The sequence below is a fragment of the Chelatococcus sp. KU-N122 genome (genome assembly GCF_055391085.1).
In genome coordinates, this window is the sequence record NZ_AP043981.1 from 6,242,849 (window position 1) to 6,262,321 (window position 19,473).

A 19,473-nucleotide genomic window follows, 5' to 3' on the forward strand; every position below is an offset into this window, starting at 1 on the left:
GGCAGCAGCCCGATGCGCCGAGAGCGGGATGGCGAACAACCGGATCCGATCATGCTCGAAATCAGAAACCTCGTCGTCGACATCGAGGACAAGCGCATCCTCAACGGCCTCGACCTCACGGTGAACACCGGCGAGGTGGCCGCCATCATGGGCCCCAACGGCTCGGGAAAATCGACGCTGTCCTACGTGATCGCCGGCAAGGCCGACTACACGGTCGTCGACGGCGAGATCCTGCTCAACGGCGAGAGCATCCTGGAGCTGGAGCCGTTCGAACGGGCGGCCAAGGGCGTGTTCCTTGCCTTCCAGTATCCCCTGGAGATCCCGGGGGTCGGCACCATGACCTTCCTCAAGGCCGCGCTCAATGCCCAACGCAAGGCCAGGGGCGAGGGCGAGCTCACGACGCCCGACCTGATGCGCCGGGTCAAGGCGGCGGCGCAGAAGCTCGCCATCGATCCCGAGATGCTGAAGCGGCCGCTCAACGTCGGCTTCTCGGGCGGCGAGAAAAAGCGCATGGAGATCCTGCAGATGGCGCTGCTGGAGCCCAGCCTGTGCATCCTCGACGAGACCGATTCCGGCCTCGACATCGATGCGCTCAAGATCGTCGCCGACGGCGTCAACGCGCTGCGCTCGCCGGACCGCTCGTCGCTGGTGATCACGCACTACCAGCGCCTGCTCGACTACATCGTGCCCGACACCGTGCACGTGATGGCGAACGGCCGCGTGGTGCGCTCCGGCGGCAAGGAGCTCGCGCTCGAGCTCGAGGCGAACGGCTACGCCGACTACCGTCAGCAGGCCGCATGATGACCGCCGAGCTCAGCATCATCCGAACCGCAGCCGAAACGGAGCTGATCGAGCGGTTCTCGCACGTGCGCCCGGTGCTGCCGGGCGCCGGCGCCGTGGACCGGCTTCGCGACGAGGCTTTCGCCCTCTTTACCGCTACGGGGTTGCCGCACCGGCGCGTCGAGGAGTGGAAGTACACCGACCTGCGCGCCTTCATGCGCGACGCGCTGCCGTTGGCGCTGAAGCCCGAGGGGGAGGCGGCAACGCGCCTGCTCGAGCGTGCACCGCTCCTCGGCGAGCTCGCCATCCCGCATCTGACCTTCCTCAACGGCCATCTCGTCGCGGCACCCGATCTGCCCGGCGTCGAGATCGCGCCGCTGGCGGAGGCGCTGGCCAGCGGCCATCCACTGACGGCCCGGATGGCAGGCCTGGAGATCGCCCGCGGCAACACGGCGTTGGCGCTCAACACGGCGTTCATGGCCGACGGCGCCATCATCCATGTGCGGCGGGATGCAGGCGCCGCCTGCCTGCATCTGCGCTTCCTCAACGGCGCCGCGCAACCGTTCGCCACCTCGCCGCGCCTGCTCGTCGTCGTGGACGACGGGGCCGAGCTGGACCTCGTCGAAACGCACGAAGGGCCGGATGGGCTCAATTACCAGGTCAACAGCGTGGTCGAGATGGTGGCCGGTGACGCGGCGCGCGTCTCGCACGTGCGCGTCAACGACGAAGGGCAGGGGGCGCTCGCCGTCTCGACCCTGACCGTGGCGCTCGGTGCCGGCGCGGATTTCAAGTCGTTCGCACTGACCAAGGGAGCGAGCGTGGCGCGGCACCAGATCTTCCTCGGCTGCGCCGGCGAGGACACCACCATCGGGCTCGGCGGCGCCACCATGATCCGCGGCCGCCAGCACGCCGACACCACCCTGCTGCTCGACCATGCGGTGCCGCGCTGCAACAGCCGTGAGTTGTTCAAGACCGTCATCGACGATGAGGCGGTCGGCGTCTTTCAGGGCAAGATCATCGTGCGGCCGCATGCTCAGAAGTCCGACGGGCGCATGATGTCGGCGGCGCTGCTGCTCTCCGAGGGCGGCACCATGAACAACAAGCCCGAGCTGGAAATCTTTGCCGACGACGTTCAATGCGCCCATGGCGCCACCTGCGGCGCGCTCGACGACGACCTGCTCTTCTACCTGATGGCGCGCGGCCTGCCGCGCCCGGAGGCGGAAGCGCTGATGGTCGAAGCGTTCCTGGGCGAGCCGCTGGAGCTCGTGGTGCGCGACGATGTGCGTGAGGCGCTGGCGGCCATCGCCGGGGCGTGGTTGCGGCAGCGCAACTGAACCGATCTCAGGGAGGGCGGCGCGAGCCGCTCCATTGAGCCATGAATGAATTGAGCCGCATACCGCCTACCTACGACGTCGAGGCCGTGCGCCGCGATTTCCCCATCCTGGCGCAGACCGTCTACGGCAAGCCCCTCGTCTACCTTGACAACGCCGCGTCGGCGCAGAAACCGCGCGCCGTCATCGATGCCATGGTGCGGACGATGGAGACCGGCTACTCCAACGTCCATCGCGGCCTGCACTACATGGCCAATGCCGCGACCGAGGCCTACGAGGACGGCCGCGAGGCCGTGCGCGCCTTCCTCAACGCCGCCTCCACCGACGAGATCATCTTCACGCGCAATGCCACCGAGGCCATCAATCTGGTGGCCGACTCGTTCGGGCGCATGGCGATCGGCGAGGGCGATGAGATCGTCGTCTCGATCATGGAGCACCACTCCAACATCGTGCCGTGGCACTTCCATCGCGAGCGCAAGGGCGCGGTGCTGAAGTGGATCCCGGTGGACGACGAAGGCAACCTGCTGATCGACGCGTTCGAGGCGCTGCTGACCGAGCGCACCAAGATCGTGGCGATCTCGCACATGTCGAACGTGCTGGGCACGGTCTCGCCGGTCAAGGAGATCGTGCGCATCGCACACGCCCGCGGCATTCCGGTGCTGGTCGACGGCAGCCAGGGCGCCGTGCACCTGGCGCCCGACGTGCAGGACATCGACGCCGACTTCTACGTCTTCACCGGGCACAAGGTGTACGGGCCGACGGGAATCGGCGTGCTCTACGGCAAGAAGCGCTGGCTCGAGGTCATGCCGCCCTTCAACGGCGGCGGCGAGATGATCGAGACGGTGACGACGGATCGGGTCACCTACAACGCGCCGCCGCACCGGTTCGAGGCCGGCACGCCGCCGATCGTGCAAGCGGTCGGGCTGGGTGCTGCGCTGCGCTACATGGACAGCCTCGGCCGCGAGGCGATCCGGGCGCATGAGGAGCAACTGTCGGCGTACGCCCACGCCCGGCTCGGTGCCATGAACTCGATCCGCATCATCGGCCGGGCCAAGGGCAAGGGCGCCATCCTCTCCTTCGAGATGAAGGGAGCCCACGCCCACGACGTGGCGACGATCATCGACCGTGCCGGTGTCGCCGTCCGTGCCGGCACCCACTGCGCCATGCCGCTGCTGGAGCGCTTCGGCACCACGTCGACCTGCCGTGCCTCGTTCGGCCTCTACAACACCATCGAGGAAGTGGATAAATTGGCGGAGGCGCTGATCAAGGCGGAGCAGATGTTTGCCTGAAGCTTCGCAACGGTCCGGCGCCCCGAGGAGAGAGTCCGTGAACAACCATGCACCGGCCGGCAGTCTGCAGCCGAACGCGCCCGACGTGTCGTCGCCCCTGGCGCCCGAGGAGATCGACCGGCTGACGGACGATATCGTCGCTGCGCTCAAGACCGTCTACGATCCGGAGATCCCGGCCGACATCTACGAGCTCGGCCTGATCTACCGCGTCGAGATCGGCGACGACCGGCACGTGACCATCGACATGACCCTCACCGCGCCGGCCTGCCCCGTGGCGGGCGAGATGCCGATCTGGGTCGAGAACGCGGTCGGTGCCGTGCCGGGCACGTCCGGGGTCAAGGTCAACATGGTCTTCGACCCGCCGTGGGACCAGAGCCGCATGTCGGAGGAAGCCCGCGTCGCCCTTGATATGTGGTGAGCGTCGTGCCGCCGCCGCTTCGCCACGTCCTGGAAACCGCCCTCTACGTCGACGACCTCGAACGGGCCGAGCGGTTCTATGAGGATGTGCTTGGCCTGAGGCGGCTGGTGGCCGACCAGCGCTTTCGCGCCTACGCGGTCGGCGATGCCACCGTGCTGCTGCTGTTCCATCGCGGCGCCACGCTGGAGACCGTGCATCTGCCGGGCGGCACCATTCCGCCCCATGACGGCCACGGGCCGCTGCATGTAGCCTTCTCGATCGCGGCCGGCGATCTGGCGGAATGGGAGAGGGTGCTCGCGGGCCACGGCGTCGAGATCGAAGGCCGCACCGACTGGCCGCGCGGCGGCCGCAGCATCTATTTCCGCGACCCGGACGGCCATCTGCTGGAGCTGGCGACGCCTGGACTCTGGAACATTCCGGGCGGCTGATCGGTGCCCGCTCCGTTTCCATTCTCACCGAGAAGCTTTACCTAGGGAGCGCCGGGTCGGAACCGGCCAGATCCAAGGGAGCTTTCGATGGCTGTGGACGGAACCTGGAACATCACCATGCAGACCCCCATGGGGGAGCGCACCTCGTCGGTCACGCTGACGAGCCAGGGCGGCGCGCTCTCCGGCAGCCAATCGGCCGAGGGCGACTCGACCGAGATCTTCGACGGCGAGGTTGCCGGCGACGAGGCGAGCTGGAAGATCAAGATCGTCAACCCGATGCCGCTGACGCTCGAGTTCAAGGGCAACGTGGACGGTGATGCGATCGCCGGCACGGTCTCCGCCGGCTTCGTCGGCAGCTGGCCGTTCAGCGGCTCGCGCGGCTGACCCGCAACAAGCTTGGCCGCTAAGAGCATGTCCCGATCAGATGCCCACATCTGATCGGCTGGACATGCTCGAACTCTCTGCATCTGAAGCGCTTTGCGATCGGCGCCAGCTGCCGTGCCGGTCGCCGGGGAGGCCGCCCCGTGTCGATTGCAATCTCCTTTGCCCACTGGCTGCGCCGTAACCACGCATTCGCCTTTCTCGGCGCGAGCACGGTCCTGATCCTGCTGTCGCCCTTCGCCGTCCGTCGCGAAAGCGTCGCGATGGCCGAGATCCTGTTGCTCGCCGTTGCCGTCGTCGCGGCGTCGATGAGCCTGTCGTTGTCGGGATGGCGGTTCCTGGCCATCGTCGCCGTCGCCGGGCTCTGGTTTCTGCTGCGCCTCCTGGAGCTCGGCTCCTACATCGGAGCTGCGGCGTCCCAACTGGTCTTCGCAATCCTGACCGGCGGCATCTTCATCCGGCTGGCGAACGACCTGCTGCGGGCACGAGCTGCCGACCTCGCGACCCTGGCGAGCGCGCTCAGCGGCTTCCTCATGCTCGGCATATTCTGGTCGCAACTCTACGGTCTCTGCCTGTCGATCCTGGGGACCGGCGCCTTGCATCCGGACATAAGCCAGGATGACGTGGGCGTGCTCATCTATTTCAGCTTCGCAACGCTGGCCACGGTTGGCTATGGCGACGTGCTGCCCGTGCATCCGCTGACGCGCATGATCGCCGTCTTCGAGGCCGTCACCGGCATGTTCTACAACGCCGTCGTCATCGCACGGCTGGTGGCGCTCTATGGCCGCGAACCGAGCGACGATCCTGACGCACTGATCGGCTCCGCCCGCGACAGCCGGCCGGTCAAGCCCAGCCCTGTGCGTCCAGTGCGCAGCGACGAGCCCATCAACTGACGTGGCGCCTTGCCTTGCAGCGGCAGGGGAGCCCACTGGCGTAATTCGCATAATATATATTATGGAACCTAAAACAGTGAGCTAAGCCAATGGCTTGTGCGCTGCCGGAGCGCGGCCTAGGCTCACCAAGGCAAGACGGCCTGCCGCGCAGCGCAGGCACGACAATATTTTGGGGAGGATCCGAGCATGAAGGCAGCCGTGCTGCACGAGGTCAATCGGCCGCTCGTCATCGAAGACGTGCAGGTGCAGAAGCCGGGCCCCCGCGAGGTGCTGATCCGGACGTCATGCGCCGGCCTGTGCCACTCCGACCTCCACTTCATGGAGGGCCTCTATCCGCATCCGCTGCCGGCCGTGCTGGGACACGAGTCGGCCGGCATCGTCGAGGACGTCGGCTCCGATGTGACCTACGTCCGCAAGGGTGACCACGTCATCACCTGCCTCTCGGTCTTCTGCGGCACTTGCGAGCAATGCACGTCCGGCCGCCCCGCCATCTGCACCGGCACCGATGTCAGGCTGCCGCCGGGCGTGTCCAAGCGCCTGACCTGGGGTCGAAGCGGCCCGGTTCACCAGTTCCTCAACATGTCCTCCTTCGCCGAGCAGATGCTCGTGCACGAGAACGCGGTGGTGAAGATCCGCGAGGACATGCCGCTGGATCGGGCCGCGCTGATCGGCTGCGGCGTCATCACGGGCACCGGGGCGGTGTTCAACACGGCGCGGGTGGCGCCCGGCGAAACGGTCGTCGTGATCGGTTGCGGCGGGATCGGCATGGCCGCCATTAACGGAGCGGCGATTGCGGGGGCCGGCCGCATCATCGCCGTCGACACCAATCCGCAGAAGCTGTCGCTGGCGCAGAGCCTCGGCGCAACCGATGCCGTCAACGCCACCGACGGTGATCCGGTCGCCCAGGTGAAGGAGCTGACCAAGGGACAGGTCCATCACGCGTTCGAGGCGGTCGGGTCCAAGCGGACGGCCGAGCAGTCGTTCCAGATGCTGGGCCCGGCCGGCACGGCGACGATCATCGGCATGATCCCGTTCGGCACCAACATCGAGCTGCACGGCTTCGAGTTCCTGCGCGGCGAGAAGCGGATTCAAGGCTCCGCCATGGGCTCCAACCGGTTCCGCACCGATATGCCACGCCTGATCGACCACTACCTCAAGGGGCGCCTGCATCTCGACCAGTGGATCTCGGCCCGCATCAAGCTCGCCGACATCAACGAAGGCTTCGCCGATATGAAGTCCGGCAAGGTGCTGCGGTCGGTGATCATGTTCGACGCCTGACTTTGCGTGCTCCGGGTGAGGGGGCTCCAGGCCGCTCACGCCCCGTGCGGCGGGGCGGAGCCCCGCTCGCCCTGCCCTCCCCACGGTGGCTCCGGACCGCCGCGCCGTTAGAGCGTGAGATAGGTCCGCTGCACGTCACGGTCGGCGGCGAGCTCGGCGATGGTGCCGTTCCAGCGGATCTGGCCCTTCTCGAGCACATAGACCCGGTCCGAGACCAGCTCGGCGAAATGGAGGTTCTGCTCCGACAGCAGGATCGACAAGCCCTGCGTCTTGAGCTCGAGGATGGTGTCCGCCATCTGCTCGACGATCACCGGGGCAATGCCCTCCGACGGCTCGTCCAGCAGCACCAGCAGCGGGTTGCCCATCAGCGTGCGCGCCACCGTCAGCATTTGCTGCTCGCCGCCCGACATGCGGCCACCCGGACGGTTCGGCATGGCGCCGAGGTTGGGAAACAGGCGGAACAGGCGCTCTGCCGTCCATTCCTGCATCGGCTGCCCATCGGCGGCCGCTCGCACCGGCTGACGGCCGATGTCGAGGTTCTCCAGCACGGTCAGGTCGGTGAAGATGCGGCGATCCTCGGGCACGAAGCCGAGGCCGAGGCGGGCGATCTCGTAGGGGGCGAGCCTCGACACCTCCCGGTCGCAGAAGACGACCGAGCCGGACCTCTTCGGCACCATACCCATGACCGCCTTCATCGTCGTCGATTTGCCGGCGCCGTTGCGCCCCATGAGCGCCACCACCTCGCCGCGGCCGATATGGAAATCCAGGTCGTACAGGATGCGCGCGCCCCCATACCAGGCGTTCAAAGCGGAGACGGAGAGGATCGGTGCGGGCATGGGCGTTCATGGCTCGATGGCGATCGGCGCGTCCCGGACGGCATCACCCGACCGGACTACGCTCCGGCTTCAGGGCGTCGGGGCATGTCGATCGGAGCGGACGACCTCGTCCGAGCCGGACATGCTCACGGCACGAGGGGTGAACGTCTTCCCGGTCCCGAAATAGACCTCCTGGACCTGGGGATCGTTGCGAATCGCGGCGATGTCGCCGTCGGCGATCAGCTTGCCCCGGGCCAGCACGATGGCGCGGTCGGCATGGGCAAAGACGACGTCCATGGAGTGCTCGGTGAACAGCACCGCCATATGGCGCTCGACCACCAGGCGCTTGACCAGGGCGATGAGGTCATTGCGCTCGCGCGGTGCCATGCCGGCGGTCGGCTCGTCCATCAGCAGCAGGCGCGGCTGGTTGGCGAGCGCGATCGCGAGCTCGACGCGCTTGACGTCGCCGTAGGCGAGTTCCCGGCAGGCGCGGTCGGCCGCATCGGCCATGCCGACCTGGTCCAGCAGCTCCAGCGCCCGCTCGCGGTGCATCGCGCGGGCCGGGCGCCATAGCCCGAACAGTTCGGACGCATGGGACATCAATCCCATCTGGACGTTCTCGACCACGGTCATCGACGCAAACGTCGCCGCGATCTGAAACGTCCGGCCGACCCCCATGCGGAAGATGGCGCGAGGGGGAAGCCCGACGATCGAGTTTCCGATGAGCCTGATGTCGCCGGAGTTCGGGGTGAGCTGCCCGTTGATCATGTTGAAGCAGGTCGACTTCCCTGCCCCGTTGGGTCCGATCAGAGCCAGAAACTCACCGGCCCCGACCGAAAAGCTGACGTCGTCGACCGCGCGCACACCGCCGAACGCCTTGGTCAGATGCTGAATGTCGAGCACGGTCATCGGCTCGCTCCCGCCGGCATGCGCATCCATCGGGCCGCCGCGCCGGCGATGCCGCCGGGGAACAGCAGAACGATGAGCAGGATCAGGCCGCCGAGCAGGGCGCGCCAATACTCGGTTTGGCGCATGACCATGTCCTGCAGCAGACTGTACACCCCTGCCCCGACGATCGGCCCGAGCAGCGATTGAATGCCGCCGAGCAGCACCATCACCATGCCGTCGATGGACCGTCCGACGCCGATGGTCTCGGGCGAGATCGAGCCCTTGGCAAAGGCGAACAGGCCGCCGGCCACGCCGCAGACGAGGCCGCTCAGGGCGAAGCCGAGCCATTGCATGCGCTTGACGTCGATGCCGATGGCACCGGCGCGCAGGGGCGAGTCGCGCCCGGCGCGCATGGCGTAGCCGAACGGCGCGAACAGAACCCGACGCAGGAAGACGACGGCGACGATCGCGACCGCAAGGGTCAGCAGATAGAAGGCGACGCGGTTGTCGAATGGCGAGGACGGCCAGATGCCGAGCAGCCCGTTGGAGCCGCCGGTCACGTCTTCCCACTGGAAGGCGATCGACCAGACGATCTGGGCGAAGGCCAGTGTCAGCATGGCCAGGTAGATGCCGGACAGGCGGACGGCGAACCAGCCGAACAGCAGCGCCCCCGCCAGCGCCGCGAGGGGCGCGCAGAGCAGGGCCATCCCCATGGGCAGGGCGAACCATTTGACGGCGAGCGCCGCACCATAGGCGCCCAGGCCGAAATAGGCGGCGTGGCCGAACGAGTGCATGCCGCCGGGACCCATGATGAAGTGCAGCGACGTGGCGAAGACGATCGCGATCAGGACGTCCGTGCCGAGGATCAGGGCATAGGGAAGCCGGCTCTCGAACAGCGGCAGGGACAGCAAGGCGAGCACCAGCGCCGCCGCGGCGATCATGAGGGGCCGTGTCGCCGGCCGCAGCGGCGCGTCGGCCGCTTCGCTGCCGCTGCGGACCGCTGCCTGCGGCCGGCCGAACAGGCCGTAGGGGCGAACGACGAGCACCGCGGCCATGACGACGAACTCCGCGACGAGTGTCAGCTTGGAGAAGTTGATGACGAGGTCGCCGATGTGCGCGACGCCGATGGCGATGCACAGCGCCTTGATCTGGGCGATGATGACGGCGGCCACGAACGCCCCGGTGATCGAGCCCATGCCGCCGATGACGACCACCACGAAGGCCTCGCTGATGACCGCGAGATCGAGGGAGAGGTTCGCCGGCTCCCTGGCGAGCTGCATGGCGCCGCCGAGCCCGGCCAGAAAGCTGCCCAGCGCGAACACCGTGGTGAACAGGAGCGCCTGATTGACGCCGAGGGCTCCGACCATCTCGCGATCCTGCGTCGCCGCGCGGATCAGCCTGCCGAAGCGCGAGCGCGCCAGCAGGAGGTAGAGCCCGGCGAGCACGACAGGGCCCATGGCGATGAGAAAGAGGTCGTACTGCGGCAGGCGGCGGCCGAGGATGGTGACGAAGCCCGACAGGCCCGGGGCGCGCGGGCCGAGTAGGTCCTCGGAGCCCCAGGTCCACAGGGCGACATCGTTGATGACCAGCATGAGGCCGAACGTGGCGAGCAGCTGAAACAGCTCGGGCACATGGTAGATGCGCCGCAGCAGCCCGATCTCGATCAGCGCGCCCAAAACAGCCACGGCGGCGGCGGCGAGCACGATGCCGCCCCAGAATCCGAGCACGCCGCCCAGATGGTGGGAGAGCGACCAGGCGATATACAGCCCCAGCATGTAGAACGAGCCGTGGGCGTTGTTGATGATCCGTGAGACGCCGAAGATGAGCGACAGCCCTGCCCCGACGAAGAACAGACCAGACGCCGACGCAAAACCGTTGAGCGCTTGAAAGAGGAAGGCGTCCATCGCGGGGTGTTATCCACTAGGGGCCGAGATCGGCGGGCATGTGCAGGAACGGCCGGTCGACGAGGGGCGGCCAAGCGCGAGCCGGCAGCCGCGCTGGCGGCACGGTAAAGGCAGTCGGCGCGGACGCGAGAGCCCCCGCCCCTGTCGTCGGCACGGGCTCAGTTCTGCGGGCGCAGATGGCGGCTCGCCACCTCGGCGCAGGATGGCAGCACGGTGTTTCCGTCGACGAACTTGGCGTTGACCATCACGCCCTTGCCGTCCCGCAAGGCCAGCTCGCCCACGTAGATGCCCATCGTCGCCTGGTGATCGCAGGACCGGTATTCGAACGGCCCCAGGGGGCTATCCACCTTCAGGTTCTCGAACGCCTTGACCAGCTTCTCCGTGTCCGCCGATCCGGCCTTGGCGACACCCGCGGCGATCGACTTGATCGTCGAATAGCCGACGATCGAGCCGAGACGCGGATAGTCGTTGAACTTGCGCCGGTAGGCTTCGATGAACGCCTTATGCTCGGGCGTGTCGATGGCGTACCAGGGATAGCCGGTCGCAATCCAGCCGACCGGCACTTCGTCGCGCAGCGGATCGAGGTATTCGGGCTCTCCCGACAGAAGGCTGACGGTCAAGCGATCCTTGAAGATGCCGCGGGTGTTGCCCTCCCTGGCGAACTTGGCCAGATCGGCGGCGAACAGGACGTTGAAGATCGCGTCCGGCTTGGCATCGTCGATGGCCTGCGCCACCGCGCCGGCATCGATGCGACCCAGCGTCGGAGCCTGCTCGGTCACGAACTCCACGTCCGGCTGGGCTGCTTTCAGCTGCTCCTTGAAGATGGAGGCGGCCGCCTGGCCGTACTCGAAGTTCGGGTAAACCAGAGCCCAGCGCTTCTTCTTGGCGGCGATCGCCGCTGGCATCAGCATGGCGACCTGCATGTAGGTCGAGGAGCGCAGGCGATACGTATAAGCGTTGCCGTTCTGCCAGGTGATCTTGTCGGTCAGCGGCTCGGCGGCGAGGAAGAAGACCTTCCGCTTTCCAGCAAACTCCGTGACGGCCAGGCCGATGTGGGAGAGGAACGTGCCCGCGAGCAGGTCGACCTTTTCGCGGGTGACGAGCTCTTCCGCGACGCGGACCGCGTCGCCCGGATTGGCGCCGTCGTCGCGCACGATCAGCTCCAGCTTGCGGCCGGCCACGCCGCCGGCGGCGTTGATCTCGTCGACGGCGAGATCCATGCCCTTCTTGTAGGGCTCCAGGAAGGCCGGCTGAGACTTGTAGCTGTTCAGCTCGCCGATCTTGATCGTGGGTTGGGCCTGGGCCCGGGCGCCTGACACGTATGGTGTGGCCGCGAGCGCGCAGCACGACAATGCGAGGGAGAGAACCGTTCGGCGCGTTGGCATTGGCTGGGTCCCACAATCTGTCTGGAAGGCGATCGTTTCCTACAGCATGGCGTGAACGTGGAAAAAAGCTAGCCTGAATTTTAATACTATCAATTCATTTTTATAATCATCAAATCGACCAAGCGCCTGTCCGCCGGCATCCGTGCAAAAATCGGGCGCGACAAAATCGGGCACGGCTCGTCCTCCCGCGCAGCCGTGCCGGCCGGCGGATAGACGGGCCGCTGCCAGCCCCCGGCGAAGCCGCTTTGTGCTCGCCGTTCGATGTTCGATATGCCTTGAGGAGCGCCGCCGATGCACGGCGCGGTCCGTTGAAGCCCGTCCGGGGCGCTATGCCCCGGCCCGTTCGAGCTCCTGCCGCTCGACGTCGTAGTTGGCGTACGAGTCCTTCAGCGTGGCGGTGTTGAGCAGCATCGTGGCGATCACGTCGCTGCCGCCCGGCTGGTAGAGGCGGGTGATCAGCCAGGCGCTTTCGGTGCGGCGGCTGCCGCTGAGCGCGACCACCTCGCGCTCCATCTCGTAGCGCTCGCCCACGAACAGCGGCCCCTTGATCAGCCGGATCTCCTGGTCGGCGAACAATCCGACCGCCGGCCCGCGGGCGGGGATGCGCCCCTCGAGCGGTGCGGCGAGCAGCACGCTGATCATCTCGATCGGAATGATCGCTCGCTGCCAAGGCGAGTCCGCCGCTGCCGCGTACCAGGACGACGGCTCGGTGATCACCTTGAGCTTGTCGGCCAGGGTGAAGGGGTAGAGCGCTCCCATGTTCTGGGTCGGGCCCATCGTCAGCGGGATGCGGCCGCTGGTCCAGCCCACCTTCACGTCCCGCAGGATGACCAGCAGATCGGGAGCCGCCAGCGTCTTCAGGCGCTCGTCCAGTGCCGTCGGGGGATTGGCGCCGCCGACGGAGGCCGAGCCGCGCAGCACCTCGGTGCCGTCCTCCTTCTCCATCCAGACGGAGGTGTGGGTGGCGCCCGCGGCGGGCTTGCGCATGAACGCCCGTACGCGTTCCCCCTCGAAGCAGGGGTTGCGATAGTGCGCCGACAGACACCCTTCCTCGAACCAGCGCCGGCCCCACAGGGCCTCGCCCAGCGGCGCGAACTGGCTGAAGTGTGTCGGGCCCTCGATCGTGCCGCCCTTGAAGCCGAGCTTTTGCGCCGTCGCATCGTCATGGATCGACGCGTGATCGTCGTATTCCTGGGCCGCCAGCATCTGCCGCGGCCCCCTGAGCGGGCCCGCGATCGCGTCGCCGACCTCGACGATCTCCGTGGTGAATGCGCGGCTCATGCTCTCCTCCCAGGTTCTATTTATGTGCGGCGGCTAGAAGAGAGATCCCCCTCAGGGATAGGCCACCTCGATGCGCAGGCCGTCGTAGGCCGGGACGACGTGGTTGGGGATCTCCGCGGCTAGGACGTCGTAGTCGAGATCGGTGTGCAGATTGGTCAGCACGGCGCGTCGGGGCTTGACCTCGGCGATCAGCTCCAGCGCCTGGTCGAGGTTGAAATGCGTGGGATGGCGCGTGTAGCGCAGCGCGTCGATGATCAGCATGTCCAGGCCGTGCAGGACGGCGACGCTCTCCCGCGGCATGGCATGCACGTCGCTGGCGTAGGCCAGATCGCCGATGCGGAAGCCGAGCGCCGTGGTATCGCCGTGCAACATGTCGAACGGCAGCGCTGCGATCGGGCCACCGGCGCCATCGATGCTGACGGGAACGCCGACCTCCAGACGACGCCGCGTCAGGATCGGCGGATAGGAGCTGCCGGGCGGCGTCTCGAAGCAATAGCCGAAGCGGTCGAGCAGGTAGCCCGCGGTCTTGTCGTCGGCCCAGACGTCGAGCTTGCGGCGCATCACCAGCGCGAGCGGCCTGAGATCGTCGATGCCGTGGATGTGGTCGGCGTGCTCATGGGTGACCAGCACGCCGTCGATGCGGGCGACACGCTCGCCCAGCAGCTGCTCGCGCAGGTCCGGGGACATGTCGACGAGCACCGTGGTGCGCCCCGCCGCGCTGGCGCGCTCGAGCAGGATCGAGCAGCGCCGCCGCCGGTTCTTGGGGTTGTCGGGGTCGCAGGCGCCCCAGCCCTGCCCCACCCGCGGCACGCCGGCGGAGGAGCCGCAGCCCAGTATGGTGACCGTCAGGCTCATGCCGCCGGCCGCTCCATGCCAGCGGCCCGATCCGCTTCGGCCGCCTTGCTGAACAGCCGATAGAAGTTCGCCGTCGTCACCTGCGCGATGTCCTCCTCGTCGACGCCGCGAACGGCGGCGAGAACCTTCGCCGTCAGCGCCGTGTGGGCCGGCTCGTTGCGTTTGCCGCGGTACGGCTCCGGCGCCAGGTACGGCGCATCGGTCTCCACCAGCAGGCGGTCGAGCGGCACCTGGGCGGCGATGCGGCGGATCTCGCCCGAGCGCTTGAACGTCAGGATACCCGAGAACGAGACGTAGAGCCCGAGGGCGACACCCGCTTCCGCGAGCGCCGCGCCGGACGAGAAGCAGTGCAGCAGCGCCTTGAAGGCGCCCTTCTCCATTTCCTCCTGGAGGATGGCGATCATGTCGGCGTCGGCGTCGCGGGCGTGGATGACCAGGGGCAGCCCCGTCTGGCGGGCGGCGGCGATGTTGGTGCGGAACACCTGAGCCTGCACGTCGCGGGGGCTGCGATCGTAAAAGTAGTCGAGGCCGGCCTCGCCGATGCCGACGCAGCGCGGGTGCTCCGACAGGGCGACGATCTCCGCGGTGGTGACGTCAGCCTCTTCCCCCGCGTGGTGGGGATGGGTGCCCACCGTGAAGAAGATCCGCGGGTTGCCCTCGGCCAGGGCCCGGTAGGTCGCGGCCTTGCGCACGTGGGTCGAGATCGACACCATCCGGCCAATGCCGGAATGCTCAGCGCGTGCAAGCACCTCGGCGAGATCGTTGGTGAAATAGTCGAGGTGGCAGTGGCTGTCGACGAGCATCACGGCGCGCTTCCCGCCTCAGATTCCACATAGCGCGGGAAGATCGGCTGCGGCTGCGGCAGCTCGGTCCCCGAGGTGAGGCGGCCGGCCTCGCCCAGGTGCGCGAAATCGCGGGCGCCGGCGGGCACGGCCAGCAGGTCGAGGAGCTTGCCGGCGGCCTCCGGGGTCACCGGCTGCGCCAGGATGGCGACGTTGCGCAGCACCTCGGCGGTCACGTAGAGCACGGTCTCCATCCGTGCCGGGTCGGTCTTGCGTAGCGTCCACGGCTCCTGCGCCGCGAAATAGCGGTTGGTGTCCGCCACGACCGCCCAGATGTCGGCAAGGATCGTATGAACTGCAAAGCTTTGGATCGCGGCCCTCGCCTTCTGCAAGAGGCCGTCGGCCGCCTCCAGCAGCGCCCGTTCGGCATCGCCCTCGACGCCGTGCGCCGGCACCCGGCCGCCGCAGTTGCGGGCGACCATGGACAGCGAGCGTTGCGCCAGGTTGCCCAGGTCGTTGGCGAGATCGGCATTGATGCGCCCGACGATCGCCTCGTGGCTGTAGTTGCCGTCCTGACCGAAGGGGACTTCACGCAGGAAAAAGTAGCGCAGCTGGTCGGTGCCGTAGGCCGCCACCAGATCCTGCGGTCCCACGACGTTGCCCGCCGACTTGGACATCTTCTCGCCGCGCGAGAGCAGAAAGCCGTGGCCGAACACCCGCTTGGGGACCTCGATGCCGGCCGACATCAGGAACGCCGGCCAGTACACGGCATGAAAACGCGTGATGTCCTTGCCGATGATGTGCACATCGGCCGGCCAGTAGCGCCAGTTCGGCGCGCTTTCGTCGGGAAAGCCCACGCCGGTGATGTAGTTGGTCAGCGCGTCCACCCACACGTACATGACGTGGCCCGGCGCCTGCGGCACCGGAATGCCCCAGGTGAGCGTGGTGCGCGAGATGGACAGGTCCTGCAGGCCGCCGCGGACGAAGCTGATCACTTCGTTGCGGCGCGAGTCCGGGCCGATGAAGTCCGGTACGCGCTCGTAGAGCTCGAGCAGCCGATCCTGGTACTTGGCGAGGCGGAAGAAGTAGGTGTTCTCCTCCGTCCACTCGACCGGCGTGCCCTGCGGCCCGAGCCGCTGGCCGCCGTCGGCGAGCGTCGTCTCGCTCTCGTCGTAGAACGCCTCGTCGCGCACCGAGTACCAGCCGGCATAGGTGTCGAGGTAGATGTCGCCGGCCGCCTCCATCCGCCGCCAGAGCTCCTGGGTCGACGCAAAATGCGCCGGCTCGGTGGTGCGGATGAAGCGGTCGTACGAGACGGCGAGGCTGTCGCACATGGCGGCGAACAGCTCCGTATTGCGGTCCGACAGCTCCTTGGGCGTCACGCCGAGCTTGGCGGCCGTCTGCGTCATCTTGAGCCCATGCTCGTCGACGCCGGTCATGAAGAAGACGTCGTAGCCGTCGAGGCGCTTGAACCTGGCGATCGCGTCGGCTGCCACAGCCTCGTACGCGTGGCCGATATGCGGCGCGCCGTTCGGATAGGAGATCGCGGTGGTAAGGTAGAAGGTCGGACGGGCGGCCATGGGTGGTTCAACGCTGAGACGATGGGGGGACGACGGGCCGAGACGGCGCGGCTTGGGCGTCGCCGGACGTACCGTTATAGCTCCTTGACCGCGCAGTATAGCGGCTTGATCGCACTGCGGATCCCCCTGCCGGCGCCTGCGCCGGACGTTTGGGAGGCATTCGGCGCCCTCAGACCGCCGTCGCCTGCCGCATGGCGTCAGCGAGATCGCCGAACAACGAGATCACGAGAGGCCTGCGATCGAGGTTGAGGGCCTCGGCCTCACGTGCTGCGCGGGCGTTCTTCTCCCAAGCCTCCACCAGAGGGGCAAGGCGACGGGCCCCTTGGCCGGCTTGCGCACGGATCCGCTCGGCGAGCCAGTCCGCCAGCGTCTCGCGCAAGGCCTCGAACTCGGGCGTGCTGTCGCGCCGCGAGACCTCGTCCGCGAGGCGATAGAGCGTCTCCAGCTCCAGGTCCGGCAAGCGCTGGAGCAGTCCCTGCACGCGGTGGATCAGCGCGATGCGGTCGGCGTCGAGCAGTGAAAGAGCTCGCCCGACGGAGCCGCCCGATAGCGCCGCCGCCTGGCTCACCACCGCATCGGCCGTGGCGGTCCACGGCTCGCCCAGGCTGCGGACGGCCAGCGAGACGTCGTTGGCTCCGAGCGGTCGCAGCAGAAGACGGCGGCAGCGCGACCGCAGGGTCGGCAGCACGCGGGCCGGGGCGTGGGCGACGATGAAGATGACCGAGCGCGGCGGCGGCTCCTCGACGGCCTTGAGCAGCGCGTTGGCGCTGGAGGCGTTCAGGTCGTCGGCGGCATCGACGATGCAGATGCGGTAGCCGGCCGCCGTGCTGCCGAAGAGGTCGAGCGCACGCCGCACGTCGGCGACGGCGATCTCGGCGGAGAAGCCCTTGCCGTCCTTGCGCGGCCCGCGCCGGACCACCGCGAGGTCGGGATGGGACAGCGCCGCCACCTGCCGGGCGACGACATGGGTGGGCGCCACGCCGAGGTCGACGGCCGCCGTGGCTGCGGCCGGGTCCGGATGCGCCAGCAGGAAGCGCGCTGCCCGGTAGGCGAAGGTGGCCTTGCCGACGCCGCCCGGCCCGCCGATCAGCCAGGCATGGTGCAGCTGTCCCGCGCGGTAGGCCCGCAGAAAATCCGCTTCGGCCTGGGCATGTCCGAACAGCGAAGCCTGCTCGCGCGGATGCGGCGCTCCGGCGACCTGATCCGGCGGGGCGCCGTCGACGTCAGCCATTGCGGCGCAGCCCGATCGAAGCATCGGCGGGCGCGAGCAGCTCTTCGAACCGCTGCCGGACGACCTCGGCGATCTCCCTCGCGACCTCGTCCTCGTCCTGGTCCGCGTCGACCACGACGCAGCGGTCGGCATGCCGCTCCGCGATGACCCGGAAAGCCGTCCGCAGCCTGGTATGGAAGCTGATGCCCTCGGCCTCGAATCGGTCCGGCACGGCGTCGCCGCCGCGGCGCGCGGCGGCGCGTGCGAGGCCCACCTGGGCCGCAATGTCGAGGATGATGGTGAGGTCGGGCTGCATGCCGCCGACGACGACGCGTTCAAGTGCGTCGATCAAGCCTTCGTCGAGATCGCCGAGGGCGCCCTGGTAGGCGCGGGTGGAATCGGCGAAGCGGTCGCACAGCACCCATGCGCCGCGATCGAGCGCCGGCCGGATCAGGCGGTCGATATGGTCGAGGCGCGCGGCGGAAAACAGCACCGCTTCGGCGGCGGGGCCGAGATCGCGAGCATGGCCGGCCAGCAGGTAGGCGCGAATCTCCTCGGCACGAGGCGAGCCGCCGGGCTCCCGCGTCAGCACCACGTCGACGTCCATGGCGCGCAGGTCGTCCGCCAGCCGACGCAGCTGTGTCGACTTGCCGGCGCCCTCGCCGCCTTCGAACGTGATGAATCGGCCTCGGCCTGACCTGCTCATATCTTCTTGAACGCCCGCCGGATGAAGCCGGTGCTGAGTTCGACTGCCGCGTCCACGGCACGGGCCGGCAGACTCCCCTGGGGAACGGCGGCCTGGGTGTACAGCGGCAGCTCCAAGGCCTGGATATCGCCCCGCATGACGACCAAGCGCGCGACCTCCTTGTTCGCCTCGACCGGCGCCACCAGCGGACCTTTATAGACGATTCGCACGACGATCTTGTCGGTGCTGCCCCGCGGCGTCAGCAGCGTCACCGGCGTCTTGGCGGTCAGGGGCACGCCGCCGCTGGCGCCGCCGAACACCTCCGCCTCGCCGACGGGCGCGGCCGCCGCGAACAGCTCCCTGGCCTCGAAGAAGCGGAAGCCCCAGTCGAGCAGCTTGCGGCTCTCGTTAGACCGGTCCTTCACCGATTTGAGGCCGCCGACGACGACGATCAGCCGCTGGCCGTTTTGCACCGCCGAGCCGGTGAGGCCGTAGCCCCCCTCCTCCGTGTAGCCCGTCGACAGGCCATCGGCGCCCACGTCCATGGTGATGAGCGGATTGCGATTGAGCTGCCGGATCTTGCTCCAGGTGAACTCCCGCTCGGCGAAATAGGCGTATTCCTGGGGGTGCTCGGCGATGACGAACTTCGCCAGCCGCACCAGATCGCGGGCCGACATGCGCTGCTTGGGATCCGGCAGGCCGGTCGCATTGACGAAGAACGACTTGGTCAGGCCGAGCTCCTGCGCCCGCTTGTTCATCAAGCCGGCGAAATTCGCCTCGCTGCCGGCAATCCCCTCGGCGAGCACGATGGCGGCGTCGTTGCCGGCCTGCACCAACAGGCCGCGCAGCAGGTCGTCGACCCGGATGCGGCTACCGAGCGCCGCGAACATGGCCGAGCCGCCCGACGGCGCGCCGCCCTTGCGCCAGGCATTCTCGGACACGCGGAACTCCGTGTCGGGCCGAAGCCGCCCGGCGCGCAGCTCCTCGAACACCACCGCGGCAGTCATGATCTTGGTCATGCTGGCGGGCGCGAACGGCTCGTCAGCAGCCTTCTCGTAGAGGACGGCGCCCGTCGCATCGTCCACCAGCAAGGCGTATTGCGCGGCGGACTGGAAGCTGGCTTCCTTGGACGGCTGCGCGACGGCGAGCGGCATCGCGGGCGCGACGGCGAGAGCCAGTGCAACCACACACAACCGCACGAGCGCAGTTGCCGCCGCAACGCGCCGCCACGGCCCGGCGGCCGGTCCGGATATGCGAGCTCCCGTCATGGCGCCCGAACTCCCGTCATGG

20 protein-coding genes are annotated in these 19,473 nt (G+C 68.1%); 8 read left to right on the plus strand and 12 right to left on the minus strand.

Annotation, left to right across the window (positions count from 1 at the left end):
* Nucleotides 1–51: 51 nt before the first annotated feature.
* The 8 genes from sufC to ACZ5PO_RS28395 all read left to right on the plus strand — a co-directional run bounded on the left by sufC (nucleotide 52) and on the right by ACZ5PO_RS28395 (nucleotide 6,798).
* On the plus strand, nucleotides 52–801 hold the full coding sequence (gene sufC, locus ACZ5PO_RS28360; RefSeq protein ID WP_464185518.1) for a Fe-S cluster assembly ATPase SufC: 750 nt from the start codon (nucleotides 52–54) through the stop codon (nucleotides 799–801).
* The gene (gene sufD / locus ACZ5PO_RS28365) at nucleotides 798–2,114 is read left to right on the plus strand and encodes a Fe-S cluster assembly protein SufD (RefSeq protein ID WP_464185519.1); all 1,317 of its coding nucleotides are present in this window, start codon (nucleotides 798–800) and stop codon (nucleotides 2,112–2,114) included. The genes sufC and sufD overlap by 4 nt, the downstream gene beginning before the upstream one ends.
* 41 nt (nucleotides 2,115–2,155) lie before the next feature.
* Nucleotides 2,156–3,400, plus strand: coding sequence for a cysteine desulfurase (locus tag ACZ5PO_RS28370; protein ID WP_464185521.1), 1,245 nt, complete (start codon nucleotides 2,156–2,158; stop codon nucleotides 3,398–3,400).
* A gap of 64 nt (nucleotides 3,401–3,464) precedes the next feature.
* The gene (locus ACZ5PO_RS28375) at nucleotides 3,465–3,818 is read left to right on the plus strand and encodes an SUF system Fe-S cluster assembly protein (RefSeq protein ID WP_464197080.1); all 354 of its coding nucleotides are present in this window, start codon (nucleotides 3,465–3,467) and stop codon (nucleotides 3,816–3,818) included.
* Complete coding sequence (locus ACZ5PO_RS28380) at nucleotides 3,815–4,246, plus strand: VOC family protein (protein WP_464185523.1); 432 nt, start codon at nucleotides 3,815–3,817, stop codon at nucleotides 4,244–4,246. The genes ACZ5PO_RS28375 and ACZ5PO_RS28380 overlap by 4 nt, the downstream gene beginning before the upstream one ends.
* Nucleotides 4,247–4,333: 87 nt before the next feature.
* Entirely contained in the window at nucleotides 4,334–4,630 is a 297-nt protein-coding gene (locus ACZ5PO_RS28385; protein ID WP_464185525.1) for a hypothetical protein, read from the plus strand.
* A gap of 140 nt (nucleotides 4,631–4,770) precedes the next feature.
* Entirely contained in the window at nucleotides 4,771–5,520 is a 750-nt protein-coding gene (locus tag ACZ5PO_RS28390) for a potassium channel family protein (RefSeq protein ID WP_464185527.1), read from the plus strand.
* 186 nt (nucleotides 5,521–5,706) lie between these two features.
* The gene (locus ACZ5PO_RS28395; RefSeq protein ID WP_464185528.1) at nucleotides 5,707–6,798 is read left to right on the plus strand and encodes a Zn-dependent alcohol dehydrogenase; all 1,092 of its coding nucleotides are present in this window, start codon (nucleotides 5,707–5,709) and stop codon (nucleotides 6,796–6,798) included.
* Between the two features lie 107 nt (nucleotides 6,799–6,905).
* Here the strand turns inward: ACZ5PO_RS28395 and ACZ5PO_RS28400 are convergent, their stop codons facing one another.
* The 12 genes from ACZ5PO_RS28400 to ACZ5PO_RS28455 all read right to left on the minus strand — a co-directional run bounded on the left by ACZ5PO_RS28400 (nucleotide 6,906) and on the right by ACZ5PO_RS28455 (nucleotide 19,370).
* Nucleotides 6,906–7,634, minus strand: a complete 729-nt coding sequence (locus ACZ5PO_RS28400; RefSeq protein ID WP_464185530.1) for an ABC transporter ATP-binding protein — start codon at nucleotides 7,632–7,634, stop codon at nucleotides 6,906–6,908.
* Nucleotides 7,635–7,703: 69 nt separating this feature from the next.
* A complete protein-coding gene (locus ACZ5PO_RS28405) occupies nucleotides 7,704–8,522 on the minus strand; it encodes an ABC transporter ATP-binding protein (RefSeq protein WP_464185532.1) in 819 nt (272 codons plus the stop codon).
* Nucleotides 8,519–10,405, minus strand: coding sequence for an ABC transporter permease (locus ACZ5PO_RS28410; RefSeq protein ID WP_464185533.1), 1,887 nt, complete (start codon nucleotides 10,403–10,405; stop codon nucleotides 8,519–8,521). The genes ACZ5PO_RS28405 and ACZ5PO_RS28410 overlap by 4 nt, the downstream gene beginning before the upstream one ends.
* 158 nt (nucleotides 10,406–10,563) lie before the next feature.
* Complete coding sequence (locus tag ACZ5PO_RS28415; protein ID WP_464185534.1) at nucleotides 10,564–11,790, minus strand: ABC transporter substrate-binding protein; 1,227 nt, start codon at nucleotides 11,788–11,790, stop codon at nucleotides 10,564–10,566.
* 39 nt (nucleotides 11,791–11,829) lie between these two features.
* Nucleotides 11,830–11,964 (minus strand): hypothetical protein, encoded by a 135-nt coding sequence (locus ACZ5PO_RS28420; RefSeq protein ID WP_464185535.1) that lies wholly within the window; start codon nucleotides 11,962–11,964, stop codon nucleotides 11,830–11,832.
* A gap of 153 nt (nucleotides 11,965–12,117) precedes the next feature.
* Nucleotides 12,118–13,071, minus strand: coding sequence for a hypothetical protein (locus ACZ5PO_RS28425; protein ID WP_464185536.1), 954 nt, complete (start codon nucleotides 13,069–13,071; stop codon nucleotides 12,118–12,120).
* Nucleotides 13,072–13,122: 51 nt separating this feature from the next.
* The gene (locus ACZ5PO_RS28430) at nucleotides 13,123–13,926 is read right to left on the minus strand and encodes an MBL fold metallo-hydrolase (protein WP_464185537.1); all 804 of its coding nucleotides are present in this window, start codon (nucleotides 13,924–13,926) and stop codon (nucleotides 13,123–13,125) included.
* On the minus strand, nucleotides 13,923–14,729 hold the full coding sequence (locus tag ACZ5PO_RS28435) for a TatD family hydrolase (protein ID WP_464197082.1): 807 nt from the start codon (nucleotides 14,727–14,729) through the stop codon (nucleotides 13,923–13,925). Before ACZ5PO_RS28435 ends, ACZ5PO_RS28430 begins: the two co-directional genes overlap by 4 nt.
* Nucleotides 14,729–16,288 (minus strand): methionine--tRNA ligase, encoded by a 1,560-nt coding sequence (gene metG / locus ACZ5PO_RS28440; protein WP_464185539.1) that lies wholly within the window; start codon nucleotides 16,286–16,288, stop codon nucleotides 14,729–14,731. Before metG ends, ACZ5PO_RS28435 begins: the two co-directional genes overlap by 1 nt.
* Nucleotides 16,289–16,457: 169 nt before the next feature.
* Nucleotides 16,458–17,519 (minus strand): DNA polymerase III subunit delta', encoded by a 1,062-nt coding sequence (locus tag ACZ5PO_RS28445; protein WP_464185540.1) that lies wholly within the window; start codon nucleotides 17,517–17,519, stop codon nucleotides 16,458–16,460.
* Nucleotides 17,512–18,204 carry a dTMP kinase gene (gene tmk, locus ACZ5PO_RS28450; RefSeq protein ID WP_464185541.1) on the minus strand — a complete coding sequence of 231 codons (693 nt, stop codon included), beginning with the start codon at nucleotides 18,202–18,204 and terminating at the stop codon, nucleotides 17,512–17,514. The genes ACZ5PO_RS28445 and tmk overlap by 8 nt, the downstream gene beginning before the upstream one ends.
* Complete coding sequence (locus tag ACZ5PO_RS28455) at nucleotides 18,201–19,370, minus strand: D-alanyl-D-alanine carboxypeptidase family protein (protein WP_464185542.1); 1,170 nt, start codon at nucleotides 19,368–19,370, stop codon at nucleotides 18,201–18,203. Before ACZ5PO_RS28455 ends, tmk begins: the two co-directional genes overlap by 4 nt.
* Nucleotides 19,371–19,473 lie beyond the last annotated feature (103 nt).